This window comes from Bradyrhizobium sp. LA6.8 (genome assembly GCF_040547935.1).
GTDB lineage: Bacteria > Pseudomonadota > Alphaproteobacteria > Rhizobiales > Xanthobacteraceae > Bradyrhizobium > Bradyrhizobium barranii.
Genome location: NZ_JBEPQQ010000006.1, coordinates 369,411 through 396,408 on the forward strand (window position 1 = coordinate 369,411; position 26,998 = coordinate 396,408).

At 65.0% G+C, this 26,998-nt stretch carries 23 protein-coding genes and 1 riboswitch; of the genes, 12 read left to right on the forward strand and 11 right to left on the reverse strand.

Annotated features, from left to right (window positions below):
- Positions 1-52: 52 nt before the first annotated feature.
- Positions 53-1,048: a hypothetical protein gene (locus ABIA90_RS28220; protein ID WP_354120614.1), complete on the forward strand. Its 996-nt coding sequence runs from the start codon at positions 53-55 to the stop codon at positions 1,046-1,048.
- 152 nt (positions 1,049-1,200) lie between these two features.
- Here the strand turns inward: ABIA90_RS28220 and gcvP are convergent, their stop codons facing one another.
- The 3 genes from gcvP to gcvT form a co-directional block, all read right to left on the reverse strand.
- Positions 1,201-4,068 carry an aminomethyl-transferring glycine dehydrogenase gene (gcvP, locus tag ABIA90_RS28225; protein WP_354120715.1) on the reverse strand — a complete coding sequence of 956 codons (2,868 nt, stop codon included), beginning with the start codon at positions 4,066-4,068 and terminating at the stop codon, positions 1,201-1,203.
- 180 nt (positions 4,069-4,248) lie between these two features.
- Positions 4,249-4,617, reverse strand: coding sequence for a glycine cleavage system protein GcvH (gene gcvH, locus ABIA90_RS28230; RefSeq protein WP_247309315.1), 369 nt, complete (start codon positions 4,615-4,617; stop codon positions 4,249-4,251).
- Positions 4,618-4,628: 11 nt separating this feature from the next.
- Positions 4,629-5,777, reverse strand: coding sequence for a glycine cleavage system aminomethyltransferase GcvT (gene gcvT / locus ABIA90_RS28235; protein ID WP_354120714.1), 1,149 nt, complete (start codon positions 5,775-5,777; stop codon positions 4,629-4,631).
- A 145-nt stretch (positions 5,778-5,922) separates the two neighbouring features.
- Positions 5,923-6,011, reverse strand: a riboswitch (glycine riboswitch).
- Between the two features lie 233 nt (positions 6,012-6,244).
- Here gcvT and alaS point away from each other — a divergent pair.
- Together alaS and ABIA90_RS28245 are read left to right on the forward strand one after the other, a co-directional pair.
- Complete coding sequence (gene alaS / locus ABIA90_RS28240) at positions 6,245-8,923, forward strand: alanine--tRNA ligase (RefSeq protein ID WP_283017007.1); 2,679 nt, start codon at positions 6,245-6,247, stop codon at positions 8,921-8,923.
- Positions 8,924-8,929: 6 nt separating this feature from the next.
- Positions 8,930-10,156 carry a cyclic nucleotide-gated ion channel gene (locus ABIA90_RS28245; protein WP_166342523.1) on the forward strand — a complete coding sequence of 409 codons (1,227 nt, stop codon included), beginning with the start codon at positions 8,930-8,932 and terminating at the stop codon, positions 10,154-10,156.
- A gap of 4 nt (positions 10,157-10,160) precedes the next feature.
- Here ABIA90_RS28245 and ABIA90_RS28250 read toward each other — a convergent pair whose 3' ends face one another.
- Both ABIA90_RS28250 and ABIA90_RS28255 read right to left on the reverse strand, forming a co-directional pair.
- On the reverse strand, positions 10,161-10,703 hold the full coding sequence (locus tag ABIA90_RS28250) for a DUF3455 domain-containing protein (RefSeq protein ID WP_166342522.1): 543 nt from the start codon (positions 10,701-10,703) through the stop codon (positions 10,161-10,163).
- 97 nt (positions 10,704-10,800) lie between these two features.
- Positions 10,801-12,012 (reverse strand): NADP-dependent isocitrate dehydrogenase, encoded by a 1,212-nt coding sequence (locus ABIA90_RS28255; RefSeq protein WP_166342521.1) that lies wholly within the window; start codon positions 12,010-12,012, stop codon positions 10,801-10,803.
- A gap of 348 nt (positions 12,013-12,360) precedes the next feature.
- On the opposite strand from ABIA90_RS28255, the gene ABIA90_RS28260 reads away from it, so the two are divergent.
- Entirely contained in the window at positions 12,361-13,560 is a 1,200-nt protein-coding gene (locus tag ABIA90_RS28260; RefSeq protein WP_354120613.1) for a TrmJ/YjtD family RNA methyltransferase, read from the forward strand.
- Positions 13,561-13,700: 140 nt separating this feature from the next.
- On the forward strand, positions 13,701-14,909 hold the full coding sequence (locus ABIA90_RS28265; RefSeq protein ID WP_354120612.1) for a tetratricopeptide repeat protein: 1,209 nt from the start codon (positions 13,701-13,703) through the stop codon (positions 14,907-14,909).
- A 165-nt stretch (positions 14,910-15,074) separates the two neighbouring features.
- Here the strand turns inward: ABIA90_RS28265 and ABIA90_RS28270 are convergent, their stop codons facing one another.
- The 4 genes from ABIA90_RS28270 to mddA form a co-directional block, all read right to left on the reverse strand.
- Entirely contained in the window at positions 15,075-16,283 is a 1,209-nt protein-coding gene (locus ABIA90_RS28270) for a GGDEF domain-containing protein (protein ID WP_071912364.1), read from the reverse strand.
- Positions 16,284-16,622: 339 nt separating this feature from the next.
- Entirely contained in the window at positions 16,623-17,378 is a 756-nt protein-coding gene (locus ABIA90_RS28275) for a PaaI family thioesterase (protein WP_354120611.1), read from the reverse strand.
- A 33-nt stretch (positions 17,379-17,411) separates the two neighbouring features.
- Entirely contained in the window at positions 17,412-18,389 is a 978-nt protein-coding gene (locus ABIA90_RS28280; protein ID WP_354120610.1) for an NADPH:quinone oxidoreductase family protein, read from the reverse strand.
- Positions 18,386-19,135 carry a methanethiol S-methyltransferase gene (mddA, locus tag ABIA90_RS28285; RefSeq protein WP_354120609.1) on the reverse strand — a complete coding sequence of 250 codons (750 nt, stop codon included), beginning with the start codon at positions 19,133-19,135 and terminating at the stop codon, positions 18,386-18,388. Before mddA ends, ABIA90_RS28280 begins: the two co-directional genes overlap by 4 nt.
- 148 nt (positions 19,136-19,283) lie before the next feature.
- On the opposite strand from mddA, the gene ABIA90_RS28290 reads away from it, so the two are divergent.
- Both ABIA90_RS28290 and cynS read left to right on the forward strand, forming a co-directional pair.
- Entirely contained in the window at positions 19,284-20,852 is a 1,569-nt protein-coding gene (locus ABIA90_RS28290; protein ID WP_354120608.1) for a bifunctional AfsR/SARP family transcriptional regulator/alpha/beta hydrolase, read from the forward strand.
- 89 nt (positions 20,853-20,941) lie between these two features.
- A complete protein-coding gene (gene cynS, locus ABIA90_RS28295) occupies positions 20,942-21,430 on the forward strand; it encodes a cyanase (protein ID WP_014494123.1) in 489 nt (162 codons plus the stop codon).
- Between the two features lie 66 nt (positions 21,431-21,496).
- Here cynS and ABIA90_RS28300 read toward each other — a convergent pair whose 3' ends face one another.
- Positions 21,497-21,820 carry a DUF1476 domain-containing protein gene (locus ABIA90_RS28300; protein WP_014494124.1) on the reverse strand — a complete coding sequence of 108 codons (324 nt, stop codon included), beginning with the start codon at positions 21,818-21,820 and terminating at the stop codon, positions 21,497-21,499.
- 319 nt (positions 21,821-22,139) lie between these two features.
- Here ABIA90_RS28300 and purC point away from each other — a divergent pair, with 319 nt between their 5' ends.
- The gene (gene purC / locus ABIA90_RS28305; protein WP_172782948.1) at positions 22,140-22,907 is read left to right on the forward strand and encodes a phosphoribosylaminoimidazolesuccinocarboxamide synthase; all 768 of its coding nucleotides are present in this window, start codon (positions 22,140-22,142) and stop codon (positions 22,905-22,907) included.
- A gap of 12 nt (positions 22,908-22,919) precedes the next feature.
- Entirely contained in the window at positions 22,920-23,159 is a 240-nt protein-coding gene (gene purS, locus ABIA90_RS28310; protein WP_014494125.1) for a phosphoribosylformylglycinamidine synthase subunit PurS, read from the forward strand.
- Between the two features lie 13 nt (positions 23,160-23,172).
- Here the strand turns inward: purS and ABIA90_RS28315 are convergent, their stop codons facing one another.
- Positions 23,173-24,189 (reverse strand): magnesium and cobalt transport protein CorA, encoded by a 1,017-nt coding sequence (locus ABIA90_RS28315; protein ID WP_071912382.1) that lies wholly within the window; start codon positions 24,187-24,189, stop codon positions 23,173-23,175.
- A 167-nt stretch (positions 24,190-24,356) separates the two neighbouring features.
- Between ABIA90_RS28315 and purQ the strand changes: the two genes are divergently transcribed.
- The 3 genes from purQ to ABIA90_RS28330 all read left to right on the forward strand — a co-directional run bounded on the left by purQ (position 24,357) and on the right by ABIA90_RS28330 (position 26,991).
- Positions 24,357-25,058, forward strand: coding sequence for a phosphoribosylformylglycinamidine synthase subunit PurQ (gene purQ / locus ABIA90_RS28320; RefSeq protein ID WP_135215410.1), 702 nt, complete (start codon positions 24,357-24,359; stop codon positions 25,056-25,058).
- Positions 25,055-26,041: a tripartite tricarboxylate transporter substrate binding protein BugD gene (locus ABIA90_RS28325; RefSeq protein WP_354120607.1), complete on the forward strand. Its 987-nt coding sequence runs from the start codon at positions 25,055-25,057 to the stop codon at positions 26,039-26,041. Before purQ ends, ABIA90_RS28325 begins: the two co-directional genes overlap by 4 nt.
- Positions 26,042-26,253: 212 nt before the next feature.
- A complete protein-coding gene (locus ABIA90_RS28330; protein WP_063982362.1) occupies positions 26,254-26,991 on the forward strand; it encodes a tetratricopeptide repeat protein in 738 nt (245 codons plus the stop codon).
- The last annotated feature ends 7 nt before the right edge of the window (positions 26,992-26,998 follow it).

Here is a 26,998-nt window from a genome sequence, read left to right on the forward strand (position 1 = left end):
TTGAGTTGCCGACGTCGTCAGTGCCCGTTTCGTTTTGTGGGGCGCGTCGGCAATGAAGCGTGTGATCCTGACCAGTTCGTCCGGCGTTGGTCTTGCCCATGCGGATCGCGCCGACATGGTCGTCCCGTTCATCTTTCGCTTCGTTTCGGGGCCACTGCCTACCTCGCATCACCTCGAGCAATACCTGACGGGAGGCTATGTCAGAGGCGATCCGGAGGTGCGTTGGTCCGATCTTGTTGGCCGGTTGCCTCAGACCGGTCTCGCGCACAAGGAGACAGGCCTGATTTGGTTTTGCGAGACCTATGGCGTCGATCTCATCGAGCTGTGGTTCGACCCTGAGCCCAATAGTCAGTTGCAACTGATCTGGATCCTCGATTATTTGCGGTCCCATCCATCGATCACCGATCGTCTGAGATTGCGACGTGTCAATTTCGATCTGCGCGGAGCGGACGGCACAGAGCTTCGCGATCGTATGGTGCGGGAATTGGAGGTCGCGGACTGCGACTTCGAGATCGCCAACATGGCCTGGGAAGCCTACCGGGCGCCAACGCCGGAGCTCTGTTTCGGATTGCTCGGCAGGGATTTCCCCAGGCTGCCCTTCCTGAAGCCTGCGATGGAACAATTGCTGGCAGAACTGCCATCACCAATCACCGGACTAGGTACGACGGAAGCGCGGCTTCTCGACCTGATTGCGCGGGGGCACAACCGTACCAAGGAGCTGTTTCAACCGGACGGTCCGCTGCAAACGCGCGTGTTCGATCAATGGGAATTGGGCCCGCTGCTCGAAGGGCTTGGGTCCGGCCCAATGCCGGTGATCACGGGTCTCGATCCGAAACTCGCGACGCTGGCCCCGCACGATGCGCGAGGCCGCAACGCGGCCTTTCGCCGAAGCCGGCTATCGCTCACCGAATTTGGGGAAGCGGTCCTTGAAGGCCGGGAGGATTTCCGCCGTCAAAACCCGATCAGACGCTGGTGGGGCGGTACGCTTCTCACCAACGAACGGCTTTGGCGGTGGGACCGTAAGAACCGTTCGCTCCTTGCACCCTAGATACGCGTTCGGGGCCGTAGGGTGGGCAAAGGCGCGCAAGCGCCGTGCCCACCATATTCCAACGCGCACAAAGGTGGTGGGCACGCTTCCGCCTTCGCTCTTCGAGCTACGGCGGACAAGTCGCTTTGCCCAGCCTACGAAGCTACGATCCCTTACTCCGCGGCCTCCGCGTAATCGCTCACCGGCGGGCACGAGCACACCAGGTTGCGGTCGCCGTAGACGTTGTCGACGCGGCCGACCGGGCACCAATATTTGTCGGTGCGCGAGGTGCCCGCGGGGAAGCAGCCCTCGGCGCGGGTGTAGGCGCGCTTCCAGTCGTCATCCGCGATGTCGTGCACGGTGTGCGGGGCGTGGCGCAAAGGCGAAGCCTCGATCTTGAAGCGGCCGGCCTCGACCTCGGCGATCTCCTTCCGGATCGCGATCATGGCGTCGCAGAACCGATCCAGCTCCGCCTTCGATTCCGATTCGGTCGGCTCGATCATCAGCGTGCCCGGCACCGGAAAGCTCATGGTGGGGGCGTGGAAGCCGTAATCGATCAGGCGCTTGGCGATGTCGTCCACGGTGACGCCTGAGGTCGTCTTCAGCGGGCGGGGATCGACGATGCACTCATGTGCGACGCGGCCCTTCGCGTTCTTGTAGAGCACCGGGAAGTGCGCATCGAGGCGCGCGGCAATGTAGTTGGCGTTGAGGATCGCGATTTCGGTTGCGCGCTTCAAGCCGTCGCCGCCCATCATCAGAATGTAGATGTAGGAGATGGTGAGGATCGACGCCGAGCCGAACGGCGCGGCCGAGACCGGGCCGACCGGAGCTTCGGCTTGCGTCGCCGGGTGACCGGGCAGGAACGGCGCGAGATGCGCCTTCACGCCGATCGGGCCCATGCCGGGGCCGCCGCCGCCATGCGGGATGCAGAAGGTCTTGTGCAGGTTGAGATGGCTGACGTCGGCGCCGTAATCGCCGGGCCGGGATAGGCCGACCTGCGCATTGAGGTTGGCGCCGTCCAGATAGACCTGGCCGCCATGGCCGTGGACGATGTCGCAGATCTCGCGGATGTGCTCCTCGAACACGCCATGCGTCGAGGGATAGGTGATCATGACCGCGGCGAGATCCTTCGAATGCTTTTCCGCCTTGGCGCGGAGGTCATTGACGTCGACGTCGCCGTTCTTCTCGCAGGCGACCACCACCACGTCCATGCCGACCATCGCGGCCGAAGCCGGATTGGTGCCGTGGGCGGAGGAGGGGATCAGGCAGATTTTTCGGTGCGTCTCGCCGCGCGCGGCATGATAGCCGCGGACCGCGAGCAGTCCGGCATACTCTCCTTGCGCGCCCGAATTCGGCTGCAGCGAGATCGCGTCATAGCCGGTGATGTCGCACAGCCATTTCTCCAGCCGCGCGAACAGCGCGTGATAGCCCTTGGCCTGCTCGCGCGGCGCGAACGGATGCAAGGACCCGAACTCCGGCCAGGTCAGCGGCATCATCTCGGTGGTCGCGTTCAGCTTCATGGTGCAGGAGCCGAGCGGGATCATGGCGCGGTCGAGCGCGAGGTCGCGATCGCTGAGCTTGCGCATGTAGCGCAGCATCTCGGTCTCCGAGCGATGCGCGTGGAACACGGGATGGGTGAGGAAGGCGGTGGTGCGCTTCAGCGACTCCGGCAGCGCCTCGCGCGTGGTGGCGTCGATTTCGGCGTAAACAAGGGTGCCGCCGAACGCGCGCCAGACCGCCTCGACGGTCGCCGGGGTCGTGGTCTCGTCGAGCGCGATGCGGAGCGCGGTTTCGCCAACGCCGAGGTTGATCTTCTCGGCGGTAGCGCGCGCGACGATCTCGGCGCGCTTGGCACCGGCGTCCACGCTGAGCGTGTCGAAGAAGCTTTCGGACTGCGGCGCGAAGCCGAGCTTGCGTAGGCCGGCGGCAAGCACGGCGGCGCGGCGATGCACGTTGCGCGCGATCTGCGCAAGCCCCTCGGGGCCGTGATAGACCGCGTACATCGAGGCGATCACGGCGAGCAGCACCTGCGCGGTGCAGATGTTGGAGGTCGCCTTCTCGCGGCGAATGTGCTGCTCGCGGGTCTGCAGCGCGAGGCGATAGGCCGGCATCCCGCGCGAGTCCACGGAGAGGCCGACGATGCGGCCGGGCAGCGAGCGCTTCAGCGCATCGCGCACCGCCATATAGGCCGCGTGCGGCCCGCCATAGCCCATCGGCACGCCAAAACGCTGCGCCGAGCCGATCGCGATGTCCGCGCCGAGCTCGCCGGGCGAGGCGAGCAGCGTCAGGGCCAAGAGATCGGCGGCAACGATCGCGAGTGCGCCCTTGGCCTTCAACGTCGCGATCGCGGGCCTGAGGTCGCGCACGGCGCCCGAGGAGCCCGGATATTGCAGCAGCGCGCCGAGCACGTCTGATTTGTCGAGATCGGCGAGGGGATCGCCGACGATCAGGGTCCAGCCCAGCGGCTCGGCGCGGGTGCGCATCACCGCCAGCGTCTGCGGATGCACGTCCTTGTCGACGAAGAAGGCTTTTGCTTCGACCCGCGAGTGGCGCTCGGCGAGCGCCATGGCTTCGGCCGCGGCGGTCGCCTCGTCGAGCAGCGAGGCGTTGGCGACGTCGAGCCCGGTGAGGTCGCAGATCATGGTCTGGAAGTTGAGCAGCGCCTCCAGCCGGCCCTGGCTGATCTCGGGCTGGTAGGGCGTGTAGGCCGTGTACCAGGCGGGATTCTCCAGAATGTTGCGCTGGATCACCGCGGGCAAAACCGTGCCGGAATAGCCTTGGCCGATCAGCGAGGTGAAGACCTGGTTCTCGCGCGCGAGCTCGGCCATGTGTGCGATCGCCTCGGTCTCGCTCAAGGGCTTGCCGAGATCGAGCGGGGCGGTCTGCCGGATCGAGGCCGGCAGCGTCTCCGCCATCAGGGCGTCGACGCTCTTGGCGCCGACGGCCTCCAGCATTGCGGTGACGTCGCGTGCCGACGGGCCGATGTGGCGGCGAACGAAGGTGGCGGCGGTATCGCCGTTGGATTTGCGGTGCGCGGTCATCATGGGTCCTCGCTTTAGATTTCGCTGTCGCCGTCATGCCCCGCGAAGGCGGGGCATCCAGTAAACGCAGGCGTCACGGCTTGAGCCGAGAAGCCGCGGCGTACTGGATCACCCGCCCCAGTGCGCAGTGCGCACAAGGCGGGTGATGACACCGAATATGAGGTCAGAGTTCGCTTCATCTCACGCCGTATGTGCCTTGTAGGCGGCTTCATCCATGAGGCCGCCGAGCTCGCTCTTGTCGGCAATTTTGATCTTGAAGAACCACGCCTTGCCTTGCGCGTCCGAGTTCACCAGTGCCGGCTCGGCGGCGAGCGCGTCGTTGGTCTCGAGCACTTCGCCCGTAACAGGCGCGTAGACGTCGGAGGCGGCCTTCACCGATTCCACGACGGCGGCGGCTTCCGCCTTCTTCAGGGCACGGCCGGCTTTGGGCAGCTCGACGAACACGACGTCGCCGAGCTGGGACTGCGCGTAGTCGGTGATGCCGACGGTGGCGACGTCGCCGTCGATGGCCAGCCATTCGTGGTCGGAGGTGTACAGCGTCGTGGTCATTTTCTCAGTCCTCAGCGTTTGTAGGTGTTTTTCACGAAAGGCATGGCGGCGACGGTGAGCGGCAGGCGCTGGCCGCGCACTTCGGCGAAGAGTTTTGTATCGAGCGCGCTCGATGCCGTGGGCACATAGCCCATCGCGACCGGCGCGTTCAGGCTCGGGCCGAAACCGCCCGAGGTGACCTTTCCGATCGGCTCGCCGCCGGCGTCATCCGCAAACAGCAGCGCGCCCTCGCGCACCGGCGCGCGGCCATCCGTGCGCAGGCCGACCCGGCGGCGGCTCGCGCCGTTGTCGAAATGGCCGAGGATCGCATCAGCGCCGGGAAAACCACCGGCGCGGGCGCCGCCGCTGCGGCGGCTCTTCTGCACCGACCATTCCAGCGCAGCCTCGACCGGCGTGGTCGCGGTGTCGATGTCGTGGCCGTAGAGGCAGAGCCCGGCTTCCAGCCGCAGGCTGTCCCGGGCCCCTAAGCCGATCGGCATCACGTCGGGATTGTCCAGCAGCGTTTTTGCCAGGCGCTCGGCATCGGCCGCGGGGACCGAAATCTCGAACCCGTCCTCGCCGGTGTAGCCGGAGCGCGAGACGAAGCAGTCGAGACCGGCGACCTTGTGCGGGCCGGCGTCCATGAACTTCATGGCGGGGGCCTCTGCACACAATTTCGCCAGCACCGCTTCCGCCTTCGGGCCCTGCAGCGCGATCAGCGCACGGTCTTGAAGCGAATCGATGATGCAGTCGTCCGCGAGATGCGCGCGCAGATGCGCCTCGTCCGCTTCCTTGCAGGCCGCGTTGACGACCAGGAACAGGTGATCGCCGAAATTGGCGACCATCAGATCGTCGAGAATGCCGCCGTCCGGATTGGTGAACTGGGCATAGCGCTGCCGTCCCGGGGCAATCGCCACGATATCCTGCGGCACCAGCCGTTCCAGCGCGCGGGCAGCGTCCTCGACCTTGCCCGACTTCGGCCGAAGCGCGAGCTGGCCCATATGGGAGACGTCGAACAGGCCGGCCTGGCTGCGGGTATGGAGGTGCTCTTTCAAGACGCCCGCAGGGTACTGCACCGGCATGTCATAGCCCGCGAACGGCACCATCTTGCCGCCGAGGGAGACATGAAGCCCGTGAAGGGGCGTACGTTTGAGGGAATCTTGGTCGTCGCGCGCAAGCATCACGGGGCCCTCGGCGGTTCCCCGGGGACGATTCCCCGGTAGCAACCAGTCGAAGCCCCATCTGTCGCTGTGCCTGAGAGTATTATCCCGTCGGCGGACGCAGTCCGGGTTTTATGCCCGTCGGCGCCTCTTTCCAGATGTCGTCAAAGCCACGCGGTCCTTTTGCCTGAGAGTTTCCGGGGCGGTTGCTCCTTCGGCGCCGGCACCAAAGCCGGTCTCTCCCGACGTGGCCGTACGATACAGATGGGTACAGACCACAGGCCGGCCAAGCCTGTCAACGCGCACCTGGCGGCTTTCAACGGGATTGCAAACGGGATTGCGCGCCTGCGGCAACTCACTGATCTCCTTGCACAGTTTCTGGACAGCGCAGCTGGCCTTGTCTAAAAGCGCTTTGACCCGCAGATATCAGCCCAAATGCCCGGTTTGGATGGCGTATCGCGGGTCCAAGCACACCCGATTGGATGAACATGAGCGGCGTCAACGAGATCAGGTCGACCTTTCTGAACTTCTTTGCCGAGAACGGCCACGAGATCGTGTCGTCCTCGCCATTGGTGCCGCGCAACGATCCGACGTTGATGTTCACCAATGCCGGCATGGTGCAGTTCAAGAACGTCTTCACCGGCGTCGAGAAGCGGCCGTACCAGCGCGCCACCACGTCGCAGAAATGCGTGCGCGCCGGCGGCAAGCACAACGACCTCGACAATGTCGGCTACACCGCGCGCCATCTCACCTTCTTTGAGATGCTCGGCAATTTTTCGTTCGGCGACTATTTCAAGGAGCGCGCGATCGAGCTGGCCTGGACCCTGATCACGCGGGAGTTCGGGCTGAAGAAGGACAAGCTGCTCGTCACCGTCTACCACACCGACGACGAGGCGGCCGGGCTGTGGAAGAAGATCGCGGGCTTCTCCGACGACCGCATCATCCGCATCCCGACCTCGGACAATTTCTGGGCGATGGGCGACACCGGGCCGTGCGGGCCGTGCTCGGAAATCTTCATCGATCGCGGCGATCACATCTGGGGCGGACCTCCGGGCTCGCCGGAAGAGGACGGCGACCGCTTCCTCGAATTCTGGAACCTGGTGTTCATGCAGTACGAGCAGGTGACGAAGGAGGAGCGCGTGGATCTGCCGCGTCCCTCAATCGACACCGGCATGGGGCTCGAGCGCATGGCCTGCATCATGCAAGGCGTCGACAGCGTGTTCGAGACCGACCTGTTCCGCCATCTGATCGACGCGACCGCGTCCGCGCTCGGCAGCGGGCCGAACGAGCAGACCGTCGCCTCGTTCCGCGTCATTGCCGACCATCTGCGCTCCTCGGCCTTCCTCGTCTCCGACGGCGTGCTGCCCTCGAACGAGGGTCGCGGCTATGTGCTGCGCCGGATCATGCGCCGCGCGATGCGCCATGCGCAGCTGCTCGGCGCGAAAGAGCCGCTGATGCATCGCCTGGTCTGGGCGCTGGTCCGCGAGATGGGCCAGGCCTATCCCGACCTGATGCGCGCGGAAAACCTGATCGAGGAAACGCTGCGGCTGGAAGAGACCCGCTTCCGCAAGACGCTGGTGCGCGGCCTTGCCATCCTCGACGAGAAGAGCGCGTCGCTGAAAAAGGGCGACATGTTCGACGGCGACGTCGCCTTCACCCTGTACGACACCTACGGCTTCCCGCTGGATCTGACGCAGGACGCGCTGAAGTCGCGCGGCATCGGCGTGGATCAAGCTTCGTTTACCGACGCGATGGAGCGCCAGAAGGCCAAGGCGCGCGAATCCTGGAAGGGTTCTGGCGAGGCAGCTTCCGAAGCGATCTGGTTCCCGCTGCGCGAGAAGCTCGGGGCCACCGAATTTCTGGGCTATGAGACCGAGAGCGCCGAAGGCGTGGTCTCCGCGCTGGTGAAGGACGGCCAGGAAACCCCGAGCCTCAAGGCCGGGGAGACCGGCGCGATCGTACTCAACCAGACGCCGTTCTACGCGGAGTCCGGCGGCCAGGTCGGCGACACCGGCGTGCTGACCGGTGAAGGCGGAATCAAGTTCCGCGTCACCGACACGCAGAAGAAGCTCGGCGATCTCTTCGTTCACGTCGGCACGGTGGAGAGCGGCGAGCTGAAGCTCGGCACCGCGCTCCAGCTCGAGGTCGATCACGGCAGGCGCTCCTCGATCCGCGCGCACCATTCGGCAACGCATCTCATCCACGAGGCGCTGCGCCAGGTGCTCGGCGATCACATCGCCCAGCGCGGCTCGATGGTCGCGCCCGACCGCCTGCGTTTCGACTTCGTGCATCCGAAGCCGATCACGGCGGAAGAGCTTGCCCGTGTCGAGGACATTGCCAACGACGTGGTGCTGGAGAATGACGAGGTCACCACCCGCGTTATGGGCGTGGACGAGGCCCGCGAGGCCGGCGCACGCGCGCTGTTCGGCGAAAAGTATGGCGACGAGGTCCGCGTCGTCTCGATGGGCCGGACCGCGCGTGAGCGCGGCGCCAACGCGCTCGGCTGGTCGGTCGAGCTCTGCGGCGGCACCCATGTGAAGCGCACCGGCGACATCGGCCTGATCACGCTGACCGGCGAGAGCGCGGTCGCCTCCGGCGTGCGCCGCATCGAGGCGCTGACCGGCAATTATGCGCGCAGGCACGCCAACGACACCATGGCGCTGGCGAAGACCGCGGCCAACGAGCTGCGCACCTCGATCGACGACGTCCCGGCGCGCATCACAGCCCTGATGGAGGAGCGCAAGAAGCTCGAGCGCGAGCTCTCCGACGCCCGCAAGAAGCTCGCGATGGGCGGCGGTACATCCGTCGGGAACGGCGCAGCCGCAGGCGTGCGCGAGGTCGGCGACGTCAAGCTGATGGCGCGCGCGGTCGAGGGCATCGAGATGAAGGATCTCAAGAGCCTTGCGGACGACGGCAAGAAGCAGATCGGCTCCGGCGTGGTCGCCATCGTCGGCGTCACCGAGGACGGCAAGGCCGGGATCGTGGTCGGCGTCACCGCCGATCTCACCGCGCGCTTCAATGCCGTGAACCTGGTGCGCGTCGCCTCCGAGGCGCTCGGCGGCAAGGGCGGCGGCGGCCGGCCGGACATGGCGCAGGCTGGCGGTCCCGATGGCGCCAAGGCGCCCGAGGCGCTCGCGGCGATCGAAAAAGCGATGGCAGGCGCGTAAACGGCCATGCGCCTCGTTCCGCGAGGACGTGGCTCGGCCGATCCCAACCTAAGGGATCGCCTGTACGAATTGCTGGAGCACGATCCGCTCGCCTACTCGATCGGGTCGCGCTTCATCCAGGTGATCATCAGCGTCATCGTGCTCGACGTGGTCGCGATGATCCTCGCCTCGGTGCCGGAGCTCGACGCGCGGTTCGACACGCTGTTCAGCGCGGTCGCCGTCCTCGCCGTCATCGTGTTCGCGCTCGAATATCTGGCGCGGCTGTGGACCGTGGCGGGGCACACCCAGCGCAACGGCTCCGCGCTGTCCGACCGGCTCTCTTATGCCTTCTCCGCGCTCGGCATCATCGACCTCATGGCGTTCCTGCCGGCCGCGATCGTGCTGGCCACCGGCCGGCACGCGACGCTGGCTGGGCTCGGCGTGCTGCCGTTCTTCAAGCTGATCCGTTATTCGCCGGCGATGCGCTCGCTGCTCGCGGCCATCCATGCCGAGCGGCGTGCGCTGATCGGCTGCATCGTCATCCTGATCGGTGTGGTACTGACCTTCGCCTCGCTGCTCTACGCCATCGAGCGTGATGTGCAGCCCAGCAAGCTCGGCACCATTCCGGACGCGATGTGGTGGGCAATCGTGACGCTCGGCACCGTCGGCTATGGCGACGTCGTGCCGGTGACGCCGCTCGGTAAATTCATCTCGGTGTTCGCGATCATCTCAGGCTTCGCCATGATCGCGCTGCCGGTCGCGATCATCTCGACCGCCTTCGCCGAGGAGGTGAGGCGGCGCGACTTCGTGGTGACCTGGGGCATGCTGGCGCGGGTGCCGCTGTTCTCGCATCTTTCGGCCGCGGAGATCGCCGACATCATGCGGTTGCTCCGGGCCCGCACCATCGAGCAGGGCGAAATATTGGTGCGCCGTGGCGATACCGCCTCGTCGATGTATTTCATCACTGCCGGCGAGGTCGAGATCGCGCTGCCGAGCCAGCAGGTGCGCCTCACCGACGGCACCTTCTTCGGCGAGATCGCGCTGCTACATAAGACCAAGCGCAGCGGCACGGTGACGGCGACGCGCAAGACGCGGCTGCTGGTGCTCGACGCCCAGGATTTTCACGCGCTGATCGAGCGCATGCCGACGCTCGCCGCCCACGTCCACCAGACCGCGAAGGCACGGCTCGAGGAGACCGGCGATCTTGCGGCGGCAGAATTGGCGCAGGCGGAGCGCGACGACACCGCCCCCTAAGCGGTCAGCCCTTCTTCAGGAAAATGTAGTCGGCCGAGTAGGGCGCGCTTTTGAAATCGCCGGCCTTGTCGCAAGAACCCTCGAGCTTGCCGCCGTGGGTGTTGATGCGCTGGACGGTGGTGACCGGCGTCAGGATGCCGCTGCCGCGGCGGGAGGCGACTTCCAGCTTGAGCCAGGGGATATCGGCGGCGGTTGCGCCCGGCGCGTTGCCAATGGCCTTGCCGACCACGGCGCTGCTGTCGGCCAGCTCCCAGTTCGGACCGGCGTAGTGACGGCCGACGGTCTTGCCCTCGGACAGCAACGTCGCGACCGGTTCGCGGAAGGCCCAGGCGAGCTTGCCGTCGGCGGCGGCCTTGCACTCATAGACTTGCGCGCCCTCGGCGTGGACGCTGAGCACGGCGGTCTCGCCGAGGGCCAGGATCGCTGCTGGCAGAGTGTAAAGCTTGAGTTGTCCGCGTGGCGCCTCGGTCGATTCGGGCTCCGCAGCTCCGGCCGGTCCGATCAGGGCCGCTAGCAGCAGGGTGGAGGCAGCAAGCTTGATGAACATGATGGTCTCCGCAAAAGCTCTCAAAAAGAAACGGGCCGCGCTTTGGCGCGGCCCGTGATGATGTCTGGCCCAGTCGGGCGAAATTGCGGACGATGGCTTACGCCAACGCTTTCGTGAGATTCTCCGCGACCTTGTCCAGGAAGCCGGTGGTCGAGAGCCAGCGCTGGTCGGCACCGACCAGCAGTGCGAGGTCCTTGGTCATGTAGCCTTCCTCGACGGTGTCGACGCAGACCTTCTCCAGGGTGCTCGCGAACTTGGCGAGCTCGGCATTGTTGTCGAGCTTGGCGCGATGCGACAGGCCGCGGGTCCAGGCGAAGATCGACGCGATCGAGTTGGTCGAGGTCTCCTTGCCCTTCTGGTGCTCGCGGTAGTGGCGGGTCACCGTGCCGTGGGCGGCTTCGGCTTCCACGGTCTTGCCGTCGGGGGTGAGCAGCACCGAGGTCATCAGGCCGAGCGAGCCGTAGCCCTGCGCGACCGTGTCGGACTGCACGTCGCCGTCGTAGTTCTTACAGGCCCAGACATAGCCGCCGGACCATTTCAGCGCCGAGGCCACCATGTCGTCGATCAGGCGGTGCTCGTAGGTCAGGCCCTTGGCCTCGAATTCCTTTTTGAACTCGCGGTCGTAGATGTCCTGGAAGATGTCCTTGAAGCGGCCGTCATAGACCTTGAGGATGGTGTTCTTGGTCGAGAGGTAGACCGGGTAGTTGCGCAGCAGCCCGTAGTTCAACGAGGCGCGGGCGAAGTCGATGATGGAATCGTCGAGATTGTACATCTGCATCGCGACGCCGGCGCCCGGGGTCTTGAACACTTCCTTCTCGATGACGGTGCCGTCCTCGCCGACGAACTTCATCGTCAGCGTGCCCTTGCCGGGGAACTTGATGTCGGTGGCGCGATACTGGTCGCCATAGGCGTGGCGGCCGATGATGATCGGCTTGGTCCAGCCGGGAACGAGGCGCGGCACGTTCTTGCAGATGATCGGCTCGCGGAAGATCACGCCGCCGAGAATGTTGCGGATGGTGCCGTTCGGCGACTTCCACATCTGCTTGAGGTTGAACTCCTTCACCCGGGCCTCGTCCGGGGTGATGGTGGCGCACTTGACGCCGACGCCGACCTTCTTGATGGCCTCGGCGGCGTCGATGGTCACCTGATCGTTGGTTTCGTCGCGGTACTCCATGCCCAGGTCGAAATAGAGCAGCTCGACATCGAGGTACGGGTTGATCAGCTTGTCCTTGATGTACTGCCAGATGATCCGGGTCATCTCGTCGCCATCGAGTTCGACGACGGGGTTGGACACCTTGATTTTTGCCATGATCGGGGAAGCCTCTTGGGAACGGCGCTTTGGCGCGCCACGGGAATATCCGCCGCCTCTTAGCACCGGACTGCAGCGGGCGAAAGCCAAGGGATTATGCACTTTTAGCTCATCCAGCTTGCCCAGATGGGGGGCGGGGCGGGCCCTGCCGCGGGGGCGGGCCTCAGGCTTCAGAAGAGATTCAAAAGTCGAATCCAACCCGTTATTTCCCTTGAGAATTTCGTCAGGACAGGCAAACGACAGGCGAACGGGCAGCCGGCCCCAACGGATCGGGGCAGGCCGGCTTTGAATCAATTCCTGAAGAGCGCCTTGCCAAGGCCTTGAGAACCAGTGTGAAAGCGAAGCGAGATGTCGGGGACTGACAAGAGCAAGGCGGGCCTTTCCCTCGACGGTCCCATCGTGATCCTGGTCGAGCCGCAGCTCGGCGAAAACATCGGGATGGCCGCGCGCGCCATGGGCAATTTTGCGCTCAGCCGATTGCGCATCGTCAATCCCCGCGACGGCTGGCCCAACATCGCCGCCCAGCGCGCCGCGGCCGGCGCCGACTATATTCTGGAAAAGGTCGAATTGTTCGACACGGTCGGCGAGGCGGTCGCGGACCTCGACCTGCTGTTCGCCACCACTGCGCGCCCCCATGACCAGGCCAAGCCGGTGGTCGGGCCGGAGGCGGCCGCGGCCGAGATCTCAGGGCACGTCGCGACCGGGGGCAAGGCGGGCATCCTGTTCGGCCGCGAGCGCTGGGGGCTGACCAACGAGGAGGTCGGGCTCTCGAATCGCATCATCACCTTCCCGGTCAATCCGGGCTTTGCCTCGCTCAACCTCGCCCAGGCCGTGCTGCTGATAGGCTATGAATGGTTCAAGCGGGCAACGTCAGGCGAGCTGCCGCACAGCATGCCCGAGCGGTCCGAGCGCGCCTCGCAGCACCAGATGCAGGCCTTCTTCGACAACCTCATCCGCGAGCTCGACCGGGTCGAATTCCTGCGCCCGGCCGAGAAGCGCGACACCATGCTGGTCAACCTGCGCAACATCTTCAGCCGGATGGAGCCGACCAAGCAGGACATGCACACCCTGCACGGGGTGGTGATGGCGATCGCGGAAGGGCGCAAGGGCCCGGCCAAGGGCGGCGTGCTCGACGGCGAGCAGGCCACGCGCCTGCGCGCGTTGCTGGCCGAGCACGGCCAGGGCGGCGGCGTGCCCGACAGCGGCTCGACGGTGCGCGGGCTCGCCCGCCTGCTCCGCCGCAATCCGACCGATGCCGAGCGCCTGCTTTGGCAGGCGCTGACCCGCGACCGCCGCTTCGCAGGAGGGTTCAAGCGCCAGACCCCGGTCGGCCGGCACATTCCCGATTTCGTCTCGTTCCCGCACCGGATCGCGGTCGAACTGGTGAACCCGGGCGAGGGTGAAGCCATCGCCGCCGACCGCGCGTCGCGGCGAGCCTGGCTCGAGGCGCGCGACTATCAGGTGATAGAGATCCGAGCGGCGGATGTGGAGCGGGATATCGAGGCGGAGCTGGTGCGGTTGCAGGGGATGATCGAGGGAATGACCTGACCTCGATCTGGCTGGGTTTTTGCAACCAAGAGCTGTGCAAGAGCCCTTCCGATTGCTATGACGAACTGCTTGATATCATCGGGGGCTCCATGATCGGAAGGGTAGGCCGCGTGCTCTCGAGTACGGTAGCGACGTTGGCAATGATCGCGCTTGTTTCGCCTGCGGCTGCAAACTCTGCTGACGAACAGAAGTGCAGCGCCCAGACCGAAGTCTCGCCCGACGAACGAATTGCGGCCTGTACTTCGCTACTGCGGCTGGGCGAGTACGATCGGCAGAACATTGCTCGGATTTATTTCAATCGAGGCAGTGCTAACAACATCAAGGGTGAGTACGAGCTCGCCATTGCAGACTACAGCGCTGCAATCGAAGCCGATCCGACGGCCGAACGCGCTTACTACTGCCGAGCCGTCGCGCATTATCATCTCGGAGATTTTGACCGCGCTCTCGCCGATCTCGACCGCACGATTCAGCTGAACTCAAGGAATCGCATTGCCCACTACGCCCGAGGTCTCATCTATTCAAGGAAGGGAGACTATGAAAGGGCGATTGGCGACTACACCCGGTCGGTGCAACTCACATCTCAGGATCAGGCGCTTCAAAAGAATCAAAATGAGCCAAATCGCAAGGGCGACGATCTTGCCGCTCCCGTCGGCGGAGACGCCGCCGCGAGCGAGCCGGAAGGAATTGATGGCCGTATATTTCTGGCGCGCGGCGCCACGTACTATGAAAAGGGGGACATCGATCACGCTATTGATGACTACGATCAAGCGCTTCGGATCAACGCAAGAGATAAGGACGCGTTTGATTACCGAGCCAGAGCTTACAACGCAAAGGGCGACTTCGCCCGCGCAATCGTCGACGCCGACCGGGCAATCCAATTGGACCCAAAAGATGCGTTGGCCCATCGGTCACGGGCGCTCGCTTACTTCCAGAGCGGCTCACTGACCAAAGCTCTCGCGGATTTCGATCGAGCAACGTCGCTCGATCCCAGCGATGTCTACGCAGCGTTGTGGCGAGAGATCGTAAGCATGCGCAGCGGAGCGCCGAGCCGGCTTGCGGCCGCGACGATGAAGCTCGATATGACTGCTTGGCCTGCTCCCATTGTCCGACTATTTCTTGGAGAAGTGACGGCAGAGGAGGTGTTGCGAGCAGCCAACGATCCGCTTCCTGCTAAGCGGTCTGGCCAAATATGTGAGGCGAACTTCTACTCCGCCGAGTTCGCCCTGCAACGCGGTGCGAAAGAGCAGGCGCGGCGGCTTTTCGGACTGGCGCTTGCCGATTGCCCGCCGACCTTCGTTGAAACACACGCCGCCACGGCGCAGCTCAAGGCGCTCGGTGCGAGTCCCTAGCGACGTTTGGGCACGGTCCAGTCTGGTTTAGACGACAGCGTAGGGTGGGCAAAACGGAAGCGTGCCCACCATCAATCGACGTGCCGGGACAGCAGTGGTGGGCACGTCGCTACGCGCCTTTGCCCACCCGAGATCGCGTTTGTGGGGTGGGTTAGTCGTACTGCGTCAGGCGGCGCTTGCGACCGGGGCTTTCGGGCCGCTCTGCTGGAGGCGACGTAACGCGGCGAGGTTGGTCTCGACCGAGGCCAGGCAGCAACGCGATTTGCCGCCTGACTTCGCCTCGTAAAGTGCTGCATCGGCGACCGCGAGCAATTCCTCGACTTCGGCGCCATGATCCGGCGACATCGCAATGCCGACGCTGGCGCCGACACCGGCGCGCACCTCGCCGCCGAGCTCATAGGAGACGGCAACCTCGCTGATGAGGCGGTATCCCGCCTCCTGGGCCATTTCGGCCGTGACGCCGTCGACGAGCACGACGAACTCGTCGCCGCCCATCCGGGCGACCACGGCGCCGTCCGGCAGCGCCCGGCGCACGCGCCCGGCCACCGCTTTCAGCACCTCGTCGCCCGCCGCGTGTCCGAACGTGTCGTTGACCGGTTTGAAGTCGTCGAGATCGAAGAACATCACAGCGAACCGTCGTTCGGCGTGGGCGCCAAGTCTGGCGCTAAGTGCCTCGACGAAGCCCGCGCGATTGAGCAGCCCCGTGAGTGCATCATGATGCGCGCGATGGCTGTTCTCGCGTTCGGCGCGCATGGTGGTGATCAGCATCCGATTGAGGCGGAAGGCGGCGGCCGTCATCGCGGCCAGATACATCGGCACCTGGAGGTAGACGATGTAGAACAGCGGCTCGCCCGCGAACGCGGCGCCGGGGATGATGGGACCGAGGCTCAGCAGGATCATGGTCCCGGCCAGCCGCGGCGCGCCGAAATTGCGGAAGCAGATGCCGCCGACCATCGCCGCCGCCGAGAGCGAGGCCAGCATGGCGACGACCCAGTCCCCGCTGGCCAGGCTGGCAACGACGCCAAATCCAACGCTGGCGCTCCAGGCGACCGCGAGCAGGAGATGAAGGTCGGTCGGCGTCGGGCGGTGGGCACGCGCCCTGCGATGCGCGCTGACGAGCACGGCGAGGCGGGCCAGGCAGATCGCGATCTCCATGACCAGCCAGACAATGAATGGTGCAGTCTGCTTGCGGCCAGCGATCACGGCGGCGACGGCAATGGTGTTGACGGCGCCGGCAGCAAAAACCGGCAGCGATCCATAGAGCTGGACAATGAGCGCGGCGCGGATGTCGTCGGGAACACCTAGCCCCGGCTCGGCGAGCCAGCGTGTCAGGCGCCAGCGTGGCGCACTGTAGAGTCCCTCGTCCGATTGCATTGCAGAGCGTCCCCGTATGCCGGGCGCCAACAACGATGACCGCTCCTAACAAGCCTTTTAAGACAGCCATCGATTGCCGGGCGTGCTTGACGCAAGGTAAACCGTCGCAAGCGCGGCCGCGGGCGTGCAGGAGAATGCGGATTGGTGCAGGCCGAAGGTGCGGCGACGGATGTGTTGCGTTATTAGAGGCAGGGAGGGCAAAGCGACTTGTCCGCCGTAGCTCGAAGAGCGCAGGCGGAAGCATGCCCACCATGTCGCTCAACGGAGCTGAGACAGAAGTGGTGGGCACGGCGCTGCGCGCCTTTGCCCACCCTACGAGAGGTGCTCCGCTAATCCACCCTACGAAATACGCCCGAGCTGCACGTTGCGGTCGACCGCAATCCACGTCGCCCTTGCCACCGCCAGCAACCTCCCGGCTTCATCGTGCGCGGCAGCCTCGGCGATGCGCTTGCGGCCGTCGCGGCCGGTGGGCCAGGCAGTGATGATGCAGCGTTCGCCGGGACGCGGGCGAGACTCGATCCGGGCCGACATTCGTCCCAGCAGGAGCGGGGCCTGGTCGAAGCCATCGGTCTCCTGATTGTAGTTGCAGGCATAGCCGGTGGGGCAATCGAGCGCTGACCAGAGAAATTCGGGGGCGACCAAGCCATCCTCGGCGACCAAATTCGGATCCGGTGTCCAGCTCGCTGCGAGGACGGCGTTTCGCGAATGACGCCCGAGCGGCCCGGCAAAAATGCGCAGACCATCCCCTTTCGCCCGTGCAGGTCCGCAGACGAAGCATGTCGGCAGCGGATGCTCGTGCGGTTTCACAGGCGTCAGCAATTCTGCGGCGCAGGCTTCCTCAAAACTGGCTGTCTCTACGAGCGTGAGTTCAACGCTCGTCGCGCGCCCCGTCGCGACGACCTTGGCGCCGTCGCGAAGCTCCCATGTGCCGTCGTCCGTAGCGACAGCATCGAGCGGCTTGTCCAGGGGAGGCGGTGCGCGCAGCGTCACCTCCGCGCCGCCGGAAATGTGGCGGGCCAGCCGGCCGCAGACATAGCCGCCGTTCCCGGAGTTCGGAGGACCGCAAAAGCGCTTGTCGATGATGATCTCGGTCATCGGTTCTGTCCAATCTTCCTCGTCGGGCCCAGCCTACCTGATCTTGAGGACAATTCGTCCCTGAACCGTGCGATCGGCCACGGCGCGCATGGCGTCGCCGGCCTCCTCCAAAGGGAGGACGCGATCGATGTGCGGGCGGATCTTTCCGTCGGCCAGCAATTGCATCAGCGTGTCATTCATGCGCGCGGCTTCCGCGGAGAATTTCTCCGCCCAGGCGCCGACAAAGACGCCGATGATGGCGTAATTTTTCAGGAGAGGCAGGTTCATCGGGATCTGCGGAATCTCGCCGCCGGTGAAGCCGATCGGCATCAGCCGTCCGTCCCATCTCATCAGCCGGGCCATCTGTTCGAAGATAGCGCCGCCGACGTTGTCGAGGCCGACATCGATGCCTTCTCCCGATGTGATCGACTTGATCCGATCGCGCAGATCTTCGCTGCGATAGTTGACGACATCGCTGGCCCCGTAACGCCGCACCAGGGCGGCCTTGTCGTCGGAGCCGACACCGGCGACGACGCGCAGGCCGAGATGACGGCCGAGGTCGACGGCGGCAAGGCCAACCCCGCCGGCTGCGCCGGTGACGAACAGCGTTTCGCCGCGTTGCGCCCGTGCCCGCTCGACCAGCGCATAATAGGCCGTGCCGTAATTGTGCAGCACCGTCGCCCCGGCTTCGAACGCGACGCCATCCGGCAGCCGCACGCTCTTCGATTCCTTCGCAATCATCCGTTCGGCGTAGCCGCCGGTCCAGGCACTGCACGCCACACGATCGCCGGGGGCGAATGTCGTGACCTTGTCGCCGACCGCGACGACGACGCCGGACGCTTCAGTGCCGGGCACGAAGGGTGTCGCCGGCCGCATCTGGTAGAGGCCCGAGACCAGCAACTGGTCCATGAAGCTCACGGACGCCGCATGGACGTCGATGAGGATCTCGTCGCCGGCAGGCCGCGGCGCATCGATCTCACCGAGGCGCAGATCCGCAGGGCCCGTGAACGAATTGCACAGAATCGCTTTCATCGGGGCGCTCCGAAAATGCGCGGCAACAGCATCGGAACGCGTCGGCGATAGTCCTGGTAGGTCGCGCCGAACTCGGCGATCAGGTCCCGCTCCTCGAACTGCAGGGCGACCAGGATGTAGGCCGTGTTCGCGATCGCGAACAGCAGATGGCCCGCGGTCATCTCGGGCGTCGCCCAGAACGCGAGCAGAAAGCCCAGCATGAGCGGATGCCGCACGATCTTGTAGAGCAGCGGCGCCCGGAAGGATTGACCTGATATCTCGGCTCCGCGCAACGCGACGAGAGCCTGGCGCAGGCCGAACAGATCGAAATGATCGATCATGTAGGTCGAGGCGAACGCAATCAGCCAGCCGAGCCAATGTACGCCGGTCAGGAGCCACGCCGTAATGCCGCTGGCCTGCCAGATCGGCGCCGGGATCGGACGCCACTGCCAGAACAGCAGCAGGAGGATCAGGCTGGAGAGCAGCACATAGGTGCTGCGCTGGCAGGCGATGGGAAGGCTTCCCGCCCACCAGCGTTTGAAGGCCGGGCGTGCCATGACGCTGTGCTGGATGGCAAACAGGCCCATCAGCAGCAGGTTGACGACGATGGCCTCACCCAAATTCGCAGGCGCGCCGACGTCGATCGACGTGTCGATTGACTTGGGCACGACATAATTGCCGACGAAACCGAGCGCGTAGAGGAATGAAGCCGTGAAGACGGCGTAGCTCACGATGGCGTAGAGCAGGATTGCGAGGCGCGCGAACATGGTTTTTCCTATTGTGCCGATGGCGGCGGTGCCGCATTCAGGAACCTGAGCTGCTCGCTGGCGAGTGGGCTCGATCTGGCCTGACTGCTATCGCTGGACCGTCCCCTGCGCGTCCCCCGGGGGCGCCGACCGGGGAGGGAGGATCTCCATGACGGCCTTTTCGCTGGGGACGTTCGGGTTCCCCGAGGTCCATGCCGATGACCGCCCGATCAAGCTGGCCTTGCGCAAGGGGCTTGCGCTGCTGGTCTATCTCGCGGAAGCCAAAGGTCCCGTGGCGCGCGACGTCATCGCCACGCTGCTGTGGCCCGAGACGTCCCGCGAGACGGGCCTTGCGCGATTGCGGCGTCTGCTTCACCGCGTCGAACTCACGCTCGGCCAGGCGGTTTTCGAGACCGACCGCACAAGCTTGCGTTGGTCTCCGGAGGTCGAGCTGAAGATCGACTCGCTTCAGTTCGAGCGCGCCTGCGATCGCGGCGACTTTGAAAAGGCCTGCCGGATTTATCGCGGCGACTTCCTGGCGGGCTTTTCTCCGGACGACTGTCCTGAGTTCGACGATTGGGCGTTCTTTCGCCGCGAGGCGTTGCGGGGACGGCTCGTGCAGGCGCTCGAGCGTCTGGTGCAGGACAGGAATGCCGCGGGCGATCATCTCGCCGCGACAGTGCATGCGGGCCGTCTGGTCGAGCTCGATCCGCTCAGCGAGGTGTATGGCCGGCATCTGATCCGCAGCCTGCTGCTCGCGGGAGACCGAAGCGCGGCGGAACGGCGTCACGCTGCACTGGCGCAGCGGCTGCGCGACGAGCTTGGCATCGCGCCGGAAGCCGAGACTGAGGCGCTCATGAGCCGCGCGGCCGCGCCGCTGCGCGATGCTCTTCCAGCGACACGCTACGTGAAGGGCGCCGGCGTGCATCTGGCCTATCAGACCTATGGCAGCGGTCCGCTCGATATCCTGGTCATGCCCGGCTTCGTGTCGCATGTGGAGCGCGCCTGGGAGCATCCGGCGAGCCGGACGTTTCTGGCCTCATTGATGAGGCTTGGGCGTCTCATCGTTTTCGATCGCCGCGGCATCGGGCTGTCCGACCGGGTCGGATCGGCCCCCGGCATCGACGTCACCGCGGAAGATATCGGCACCGTGCTACGGGCGGCCGACTCGCGCCGCGTCGTGCTGTTTGGCGCATCCGAATGTGGGCCGGCCTGCATCAAATTTGCGGTCGAGGAATCCCGCCATGTGGCCGGACTCATTCTGTTCGGTGCACTGGCCAAGGGCTGCTGGTCGGAGGACTATCCGCATGCGCTGCGCGCCAGCCAGTATGACGCCTGGAGCAAGCACCTGATTGCGCAATGGGGCGGCCCGGTCGGGATCGAAGCCTTCGCGCCGAGCCTGGCCAATGATCCGCAGGCGCGCGCCTGGTGGGCGGGGCTGTTGCGCGCGGCGTCCAGTCCCGGCGGAATCTCCGCCGTGCTCGAGGCCTTTCGCGACGCCGACGTGCGACACCTTCTGGCGCAAATTGCGGTGCCAACGCTGGTGCTGCATCGGCGGGACGACAAGGCCGTGCGGATTGCGGCCGGGCGCGACATCGCGAGCCGGATCGCCGGTGCAGAATTCGTCGAGCTCGACGGCAATGACCATTGGTTCTTTGCCGGCGATCAGCAGCCGGTGCTCGAGGCGATCAAGCGGTTCACGGAGGCTTTACCGCGTGAGGGGAGGTCGAGGCGATGACGCCTCAAGCCTCATTTATTGGCACGTTTCGTGCCTCCCAAAGCGGCACAAACGACGTGACACGATGCCTGGCCAAGGGAGACCCTGACATGAAACGCGAAGACCTCACCGAAAAGCTGCTCGACATCAAGCGCGAGAACGGCTGGAGCTGGAAACACATCTGCGACAAGGTCGGCGGCTATTCCGAGGTGCTGATCGTCGGTGCGATTCTCGGCCAGATGAAGCTGACGAAACCGCAGGCCGCCAATGCCGGCGAGCTGTTCGGCCTGTCGAAGGCAGAGACCGCGATGCTCAACGAGGTGCCGATGCGCGGCACCGGCACGCCGATGCCGCCGACCGATCCCCTGATCTATCGCTTCTACGAGATGGTGATGGTCAACGGTCCGGCGTGGAAGGCGTTGATCGAGGAGGAGTTCGGCGACGGCATCATGTCGGCGATCGACTTCGACATGGCCATGGAACGCGTTGCCAACCCGAAGGGCGACCGCGTCAAGATCACCATGAGCGGCAAGTTCCTGCCGTACAAATATTACGGCGCCAGCGGCAACGTGCCGGAATACGGCTTCAAGGAGGGGTGAGGGACGCGAATGGCGAATCGCGAGTAGCGAATGGGGTTCATTCGCTACTCGCCGCTCCCTATTCGCCTATTTGCCGGCCTTCACCTCGGCCGCTGCCACGGCGATCAATTCGCTCATCTTGGCGCGAATCGCCTGCTCGGTGATGGCGACGTTCTTGGCGGCGAAATCGGCCATGACCTTGCGCAGGACGTCGGCGTCGCCGGCCTCCTCGAAATCGGCCGCGACCACTTCCTTGGCGTAGGCGGTGGCGGCCTCGCCGGTGATGCCGAGCTTCTCGGCGGCCCAAAGGCCGAGCAGCCGGTTGCGGCGGGCTTCCGCCTTGAATTTCTGCTCCTCGTCGAGGGCGAACTTCTTCTCGAAGCCTTCCTCGCGCTTGTCCAAACTGCTCATGCCTTTTCCAATTCCCTGCTGACTGGATCCGGTGGCCGTCGTTGCGACGGCCCCGGCGCATGCCTAGATAGGGGGCACGAATCGGCAAAACAACGAGCCGTTAAGCCGCAGGCAAGACGGTATAAGTTGATGCCGGGCGGCCGGATCGATTGTGCTGGGACAGCCAATCGGATAGGTTGCCTGAAGGCTTGGTTCCCGTTCTGTTTCCAAGGGGTTATAGACGGGTTCCCAGCCGTTCACGGCAGCTCCGCTGTGGGTCGTAACCTGGTAACCGGAGCACACCAAATACATGGATTTCAACAAAACACGGTACATCCCCATGAGCCGTCGGCGTCGTATTTATGAAGGCAAGGCAAAGGTTCTTTACGAAGGCCCGGAGCCCGGTACCCTGATCCAGCACTTCAAGGATGACGCGACCGCGTTCAATGCGAAAAAGCATCAGGTGATCGAGGGCAAGGGTGTCCTCAACAACCGGATCTCGGAGTACCTGTTTCAGCACCTCAACGACATCGGGGTGCCGACCCATTTCATCCGCCGCCTCAACATGCGCGAGCAGTTGATTCGCGAGGTCGAGATCGTGCCGCTGGAAGTGGTGGTGCGGAACGTCGCCGCCGGCTCGCTGTCGCAGCGCCTCGGCATCGAGGAGGGCACGCAGCTGCCCCGTTCGATCATCGAATTCTACTACAAGAACGACCAGCTCAACGACCCCATGGTGTCGGAAGAGCACATCACCGCGTTCGGCTGGGCCACCCCGCAGGAGATCGACGACATCATGGCGCTCGCCATCCGTGTCAACGACTTCCTCACCGGCCTCTTCCTCGGCATCGGCATCCGCCTCGTCGACTTCAAGATGGAGTGCGGCCGGCTGTTCGAGAACGAGATGATGCGGATCATCGTCGCCGACGAGATCTCGCCGGATAGCTGCCGTCTGTGGGACATCAAGTCGAACGAGAAGCTCGACAAGGACCGTTTCCGCAGGGACCTCGGCGGCCTGCTCGAGGCCTACACCGAAGTCGCAAAACGCCTCGGCATCCTCATGGAGAATGAGCGTCCGCAGGGCACTGGCCCGGTGCTGGTGAAGAGCTAAGAGGGATTTGACGTGAAGGCACGTGTTACCGTTACCCTGAAAACGGGCATCCTCGATCCGCAGGGCAAGGCCATCGAAGGCGCGCTGAAGTCGCTCGGCGTCGACGGCGTCGCCAGCGTCCGCCAGGGCAAGGTGTTCGACATCGAGCTTGCCGGCGCCGACAAGGCCAAGGCCGAAGCGGCGCTGAAGGAGGCCGCCGACAAGCTCCTGGCGAACACCGTGATCGAGAACTATCGCGTCGAGATCGTCTAACCCGCGCGGCGCTTCACAGCCATCCGACGCGGTGGAAGCGCCAGTACAATGCGAGGCAGGCGAGCGCCATCATCCCCATGACGACGAAATAGCTGTACTCCCATTGCAGCTCGGGGATGTACTTGAAGTTCATCCCGTAGATGCCTGCGACTGCGGTGGGCACGGCGAGGATCGCCAGCCACGAGGCGAGCTTCTTGGAGACCGCGGTCTCCTGCGCCTGTCCGACCAGCAGGCTCGCCTCGAAGGCGAAGGCCAGCACCTCGCGCATGGAATCGATGCGCTCCTGGATGTTCCTGACGTGGTCGGTGACGTCGCGGAACAGCGGCTGCATCGTCGCACGCACCATCGCAAGCTCGTCATGCTCGAGGCGGCGGCAGACTTCCACCAGCGGGCCGATCGCGGTCCTGAGCCGCAACAGGTCGCGGCGCAGCATGTAGAGCCGCTCGATCTGCGCCTTGCTGATCGGCTTTGAGAGCACGTCGTCCTCGATGCCCTCGACCTCCTCGTGGATGCTCTCCAGCACGGGCGAGTAGTTGTCGACGATGAAATCGAGGATGGCGTAGAGGATGTAGTCCTCGCCGCGCGCGAGCGCCCGTGGGCAGCTTTCGCAGCGTTCGCGCACCGGCGTGTAGGATGTCGAGGCGCCATGGCGCACCGAGACCAGATAGCCTTCGCCGACGAATATGTGCGTCTCGCCGAAGGCGATCCGGCCCTCGAACAATTGCGCCGTCCGCGCCACGATGAACAGGGCCTCGCCATATTGCTCGATCTTCGGCCGTTGATGGGCGTTGTTGGCGTCCTCGATGGCAAGGTCGTGCAGGTCGAACTGCTTCTGCACGGCGCCGAGCAGCGCCATGTCAGGCTCGTGCAGCCCGATCCACACCACGTGGCCGGGCTTGGCCCGCCAGCTCGAAGCCTCGCTGATGGCGATATTGGCGACACGCCGGCCGTCGACATAGGCGCCGGCAGCGATGACGCCCTGAGTGGACACCGGTTCGGAGAGGGAGGCGGGCAGCGACGGGACGTTCATGGCTTCAATCCCGGGCAAAATCGTCAGGCAAAATTGCCGTGGCTATGGCCTGTGTACAAGGCCGCCCGGCGAGGCTAGCACTGGTAAAATCCCCGTCAAATGGCTATGTCTCCTGACGAATTGGCCCTTTGGCCAGCCCGATTCCCAGCACCGTCGGAACCCGAACCATGAAAGCCGCCATCCTCGTCTTTCCCGGAATCAACCGCGAGCGCGACATGGCGCGCGCCTTGAGGCTGATCTCCGGCAGCGAGCCCGCGATGGTCTGGCACGCCGAGACGTCGCTGCCCGCGGGCACCGACCTCGTCGTGGTGCCCGGCGGCTTCTCCTACGGCGACTATCTGCGCTGCGGCGCGATCGCGGCGCGGTCGCCGGTGATGGACGCGGTGCGCGACTATGCGGCCAAGGGCGGTCTCGTGCTCGGCGTCTGCAATGGTTTTCAGATCCTCTGCGAGTCCGGCCTGCTGCCCGGCGTCCTGATGCGCAACGCACGGCTGAAATTCATCTGTCACGACGTGCATCTGCGCGTCGAGCGCTCCGACACGCCGTTCACCCGCGGCTATAATGCGGGCCAGGTGATCCGCGTGCCGGTCGCCCATGGCGAGGGCAATTACGAGGCGGATGAAGAGACCATCAAGCGGCTCGAAGGCGAGGGGCGGGTGCTCTATCGCTACTGCTCGGCCGACGGCGTGGTTGACGAGGCCCATAACATTAACGGCGCGGCGCAATCCATCGCCGGAATCGTCAACGACAGGGGCAACGTGCTCGGCATGATGCCGCACCCGGAGAACCACGTCGAAGACATCATGGGCTGCACCGATGGCCGCGGCCTGTTCGCCGGCCTTACTGCCCATCTGGAAAAGGCCGCGTGATCTCGTTCGTGGGGAAGCGGGCTCTCGCCGCGATCGCGGCGCTGTCGCTCGCGACATTTTCGCTCGCGACCGCAGCCTTCGCGCAGGATTTCCCCAAGCGCCCGCTCACGATGATCGTGCCGTTCGCGGCCGGCGGCACGTCGGACGTGATCGCGCGCACGGTCGCCGAGCAGATGGGCATCGCGCTCGGCCAGACCATCGTGATCGAGAACGTCGCCGGCGCCGGGGGCTCGACCGCGCTGGCGCGCGCCTCCCGCGCCGAGCCTGACGGCTACACCATCGCGATCGGCAATGCCGGCACCAACGCCGCAACCTACACGATCTATCCAAAACTGCCGTTCACACCTGAATCCTTCGTGCCGATCGCCATGGTCGCGAAGACGTTCGGCATCATCGCGCTGCGCAAGGATTTCCCGGCGAAGGACCTGAAAGAGTTCGTCGCCTACGCCAAGGCGAACCCCGGCAAGATCAATCTCGGCCACGCCGGTGTCGGCTCGTCGAATTACCTCATTTGCAAGAGCTTCGTGACGGCCGCCGGGATCGATGCGACGCTGGTCGGCTATCGCGGCGCGGCGCCTGCGCTCACCGACGCGGTCGGCAGCCAGATCGACGGCGTCTGCGATGCTGCGGCCTCCGTCTCGCAGTCGATCAACGAGAAGCTGGTGAGGGGCCTCGTGGTCGGCTCGACCGTGCGGCTGGCCACGCTGCCCGATCTGCCGACGTCTGCCGAGGCGGGCCTGCCGGACTTCGAGGCGCAGGGCTGGAATGGCCTGTTCGCACCCAAGGGCACGCCGCAGGCCGTCATCGCCAAGCTGAATGCCGCCGCGCGCACGGCTGTCGAGACCGACGCGGTGAAGAAGCGTTTTGCCGACCTGTCGACCGTTGCGCCTGATGACAACGAGCATACGCCCGAGCTGCTCCAGCAACTCGTGACGCGCGACGTCGAGAAATACCGGAAGATGCTGGCGGACGACGCCAAGTAGCAGCCGCCCAAGGCACAGCAAGTCATGGCGGTTTTGGGCTTGCTGTCTCATGAACCTCAATCGCGTTTGAGACGACTGACTCCTCGTCGCCATCAAGGCGCGCGCGTCCGGGGTCGCTGATTTCCGCGCGGATGGAAGCAACTCAAAGTTGTTTCGCCGCGCAAGTTGCGATATCAGGAAGCGTGTGCTGTCGTTGTGCTCCCGGATGTCACATGCCCGTCGCTTTGGTCGTTCTGCTGCTCGATATCACACTGATTTACCACGCGTCGCGAACCGGGCGGTTGCAGCCCTGGGCCTTCATCATCCTGATGGTGCCGCTGATCGGCGCGCTCGCCTACATCGCGGTCGAACTCGTCCCTGAATGGTTTTCCAGCCCCGGTGCGCGACAGGCGCGTCAGCGCGTTGCCAATCGGCTCGATCCGGAGAAGCGTTATCGCGAGCTGTGCGACCGGCTGGCGGCCACCGACACCATCGCCAACCGTGCGGCGCTGGCCGAGGAATGCGCGAAGGTCGGCCGCTTCAGCGAGGCCGAGCAGCATTACGGTCACATCCTGAGCCTGCCGATGGGCCACGACCCCGCTTATGCCTTCGGCAAGGCGCAGGCCGAGTTTTCCGCCAAGCGTCCGGCCGATGCGCTGGCGACGCTGGACGATCTTCAGAAGCAATGGCCGGACTTCGATTCCGCCGACGCGCATCTGCTCTACGCCCGCGCGCTCGCCGAGGTCGGCCGGCTCGACGAGGCGCTGGAGGAATATCACGCCGTCGCCGGCTATTTCCCCGGCGCCGAGGCGCGGGTGCGCTACGGCATGCTGCTCCAGATGGTCGGCCGCAGCGCCGAGGCGCGCGTGGTCTTCAACGAGCTCCTGATCCAGATGCGGCGCGCGCCCAAATATCTGCGCGACGCCCAGGCCGATTGGCTCTCGATCGCCGAGAAGCAGATTTCGACCTGAGCGGTCT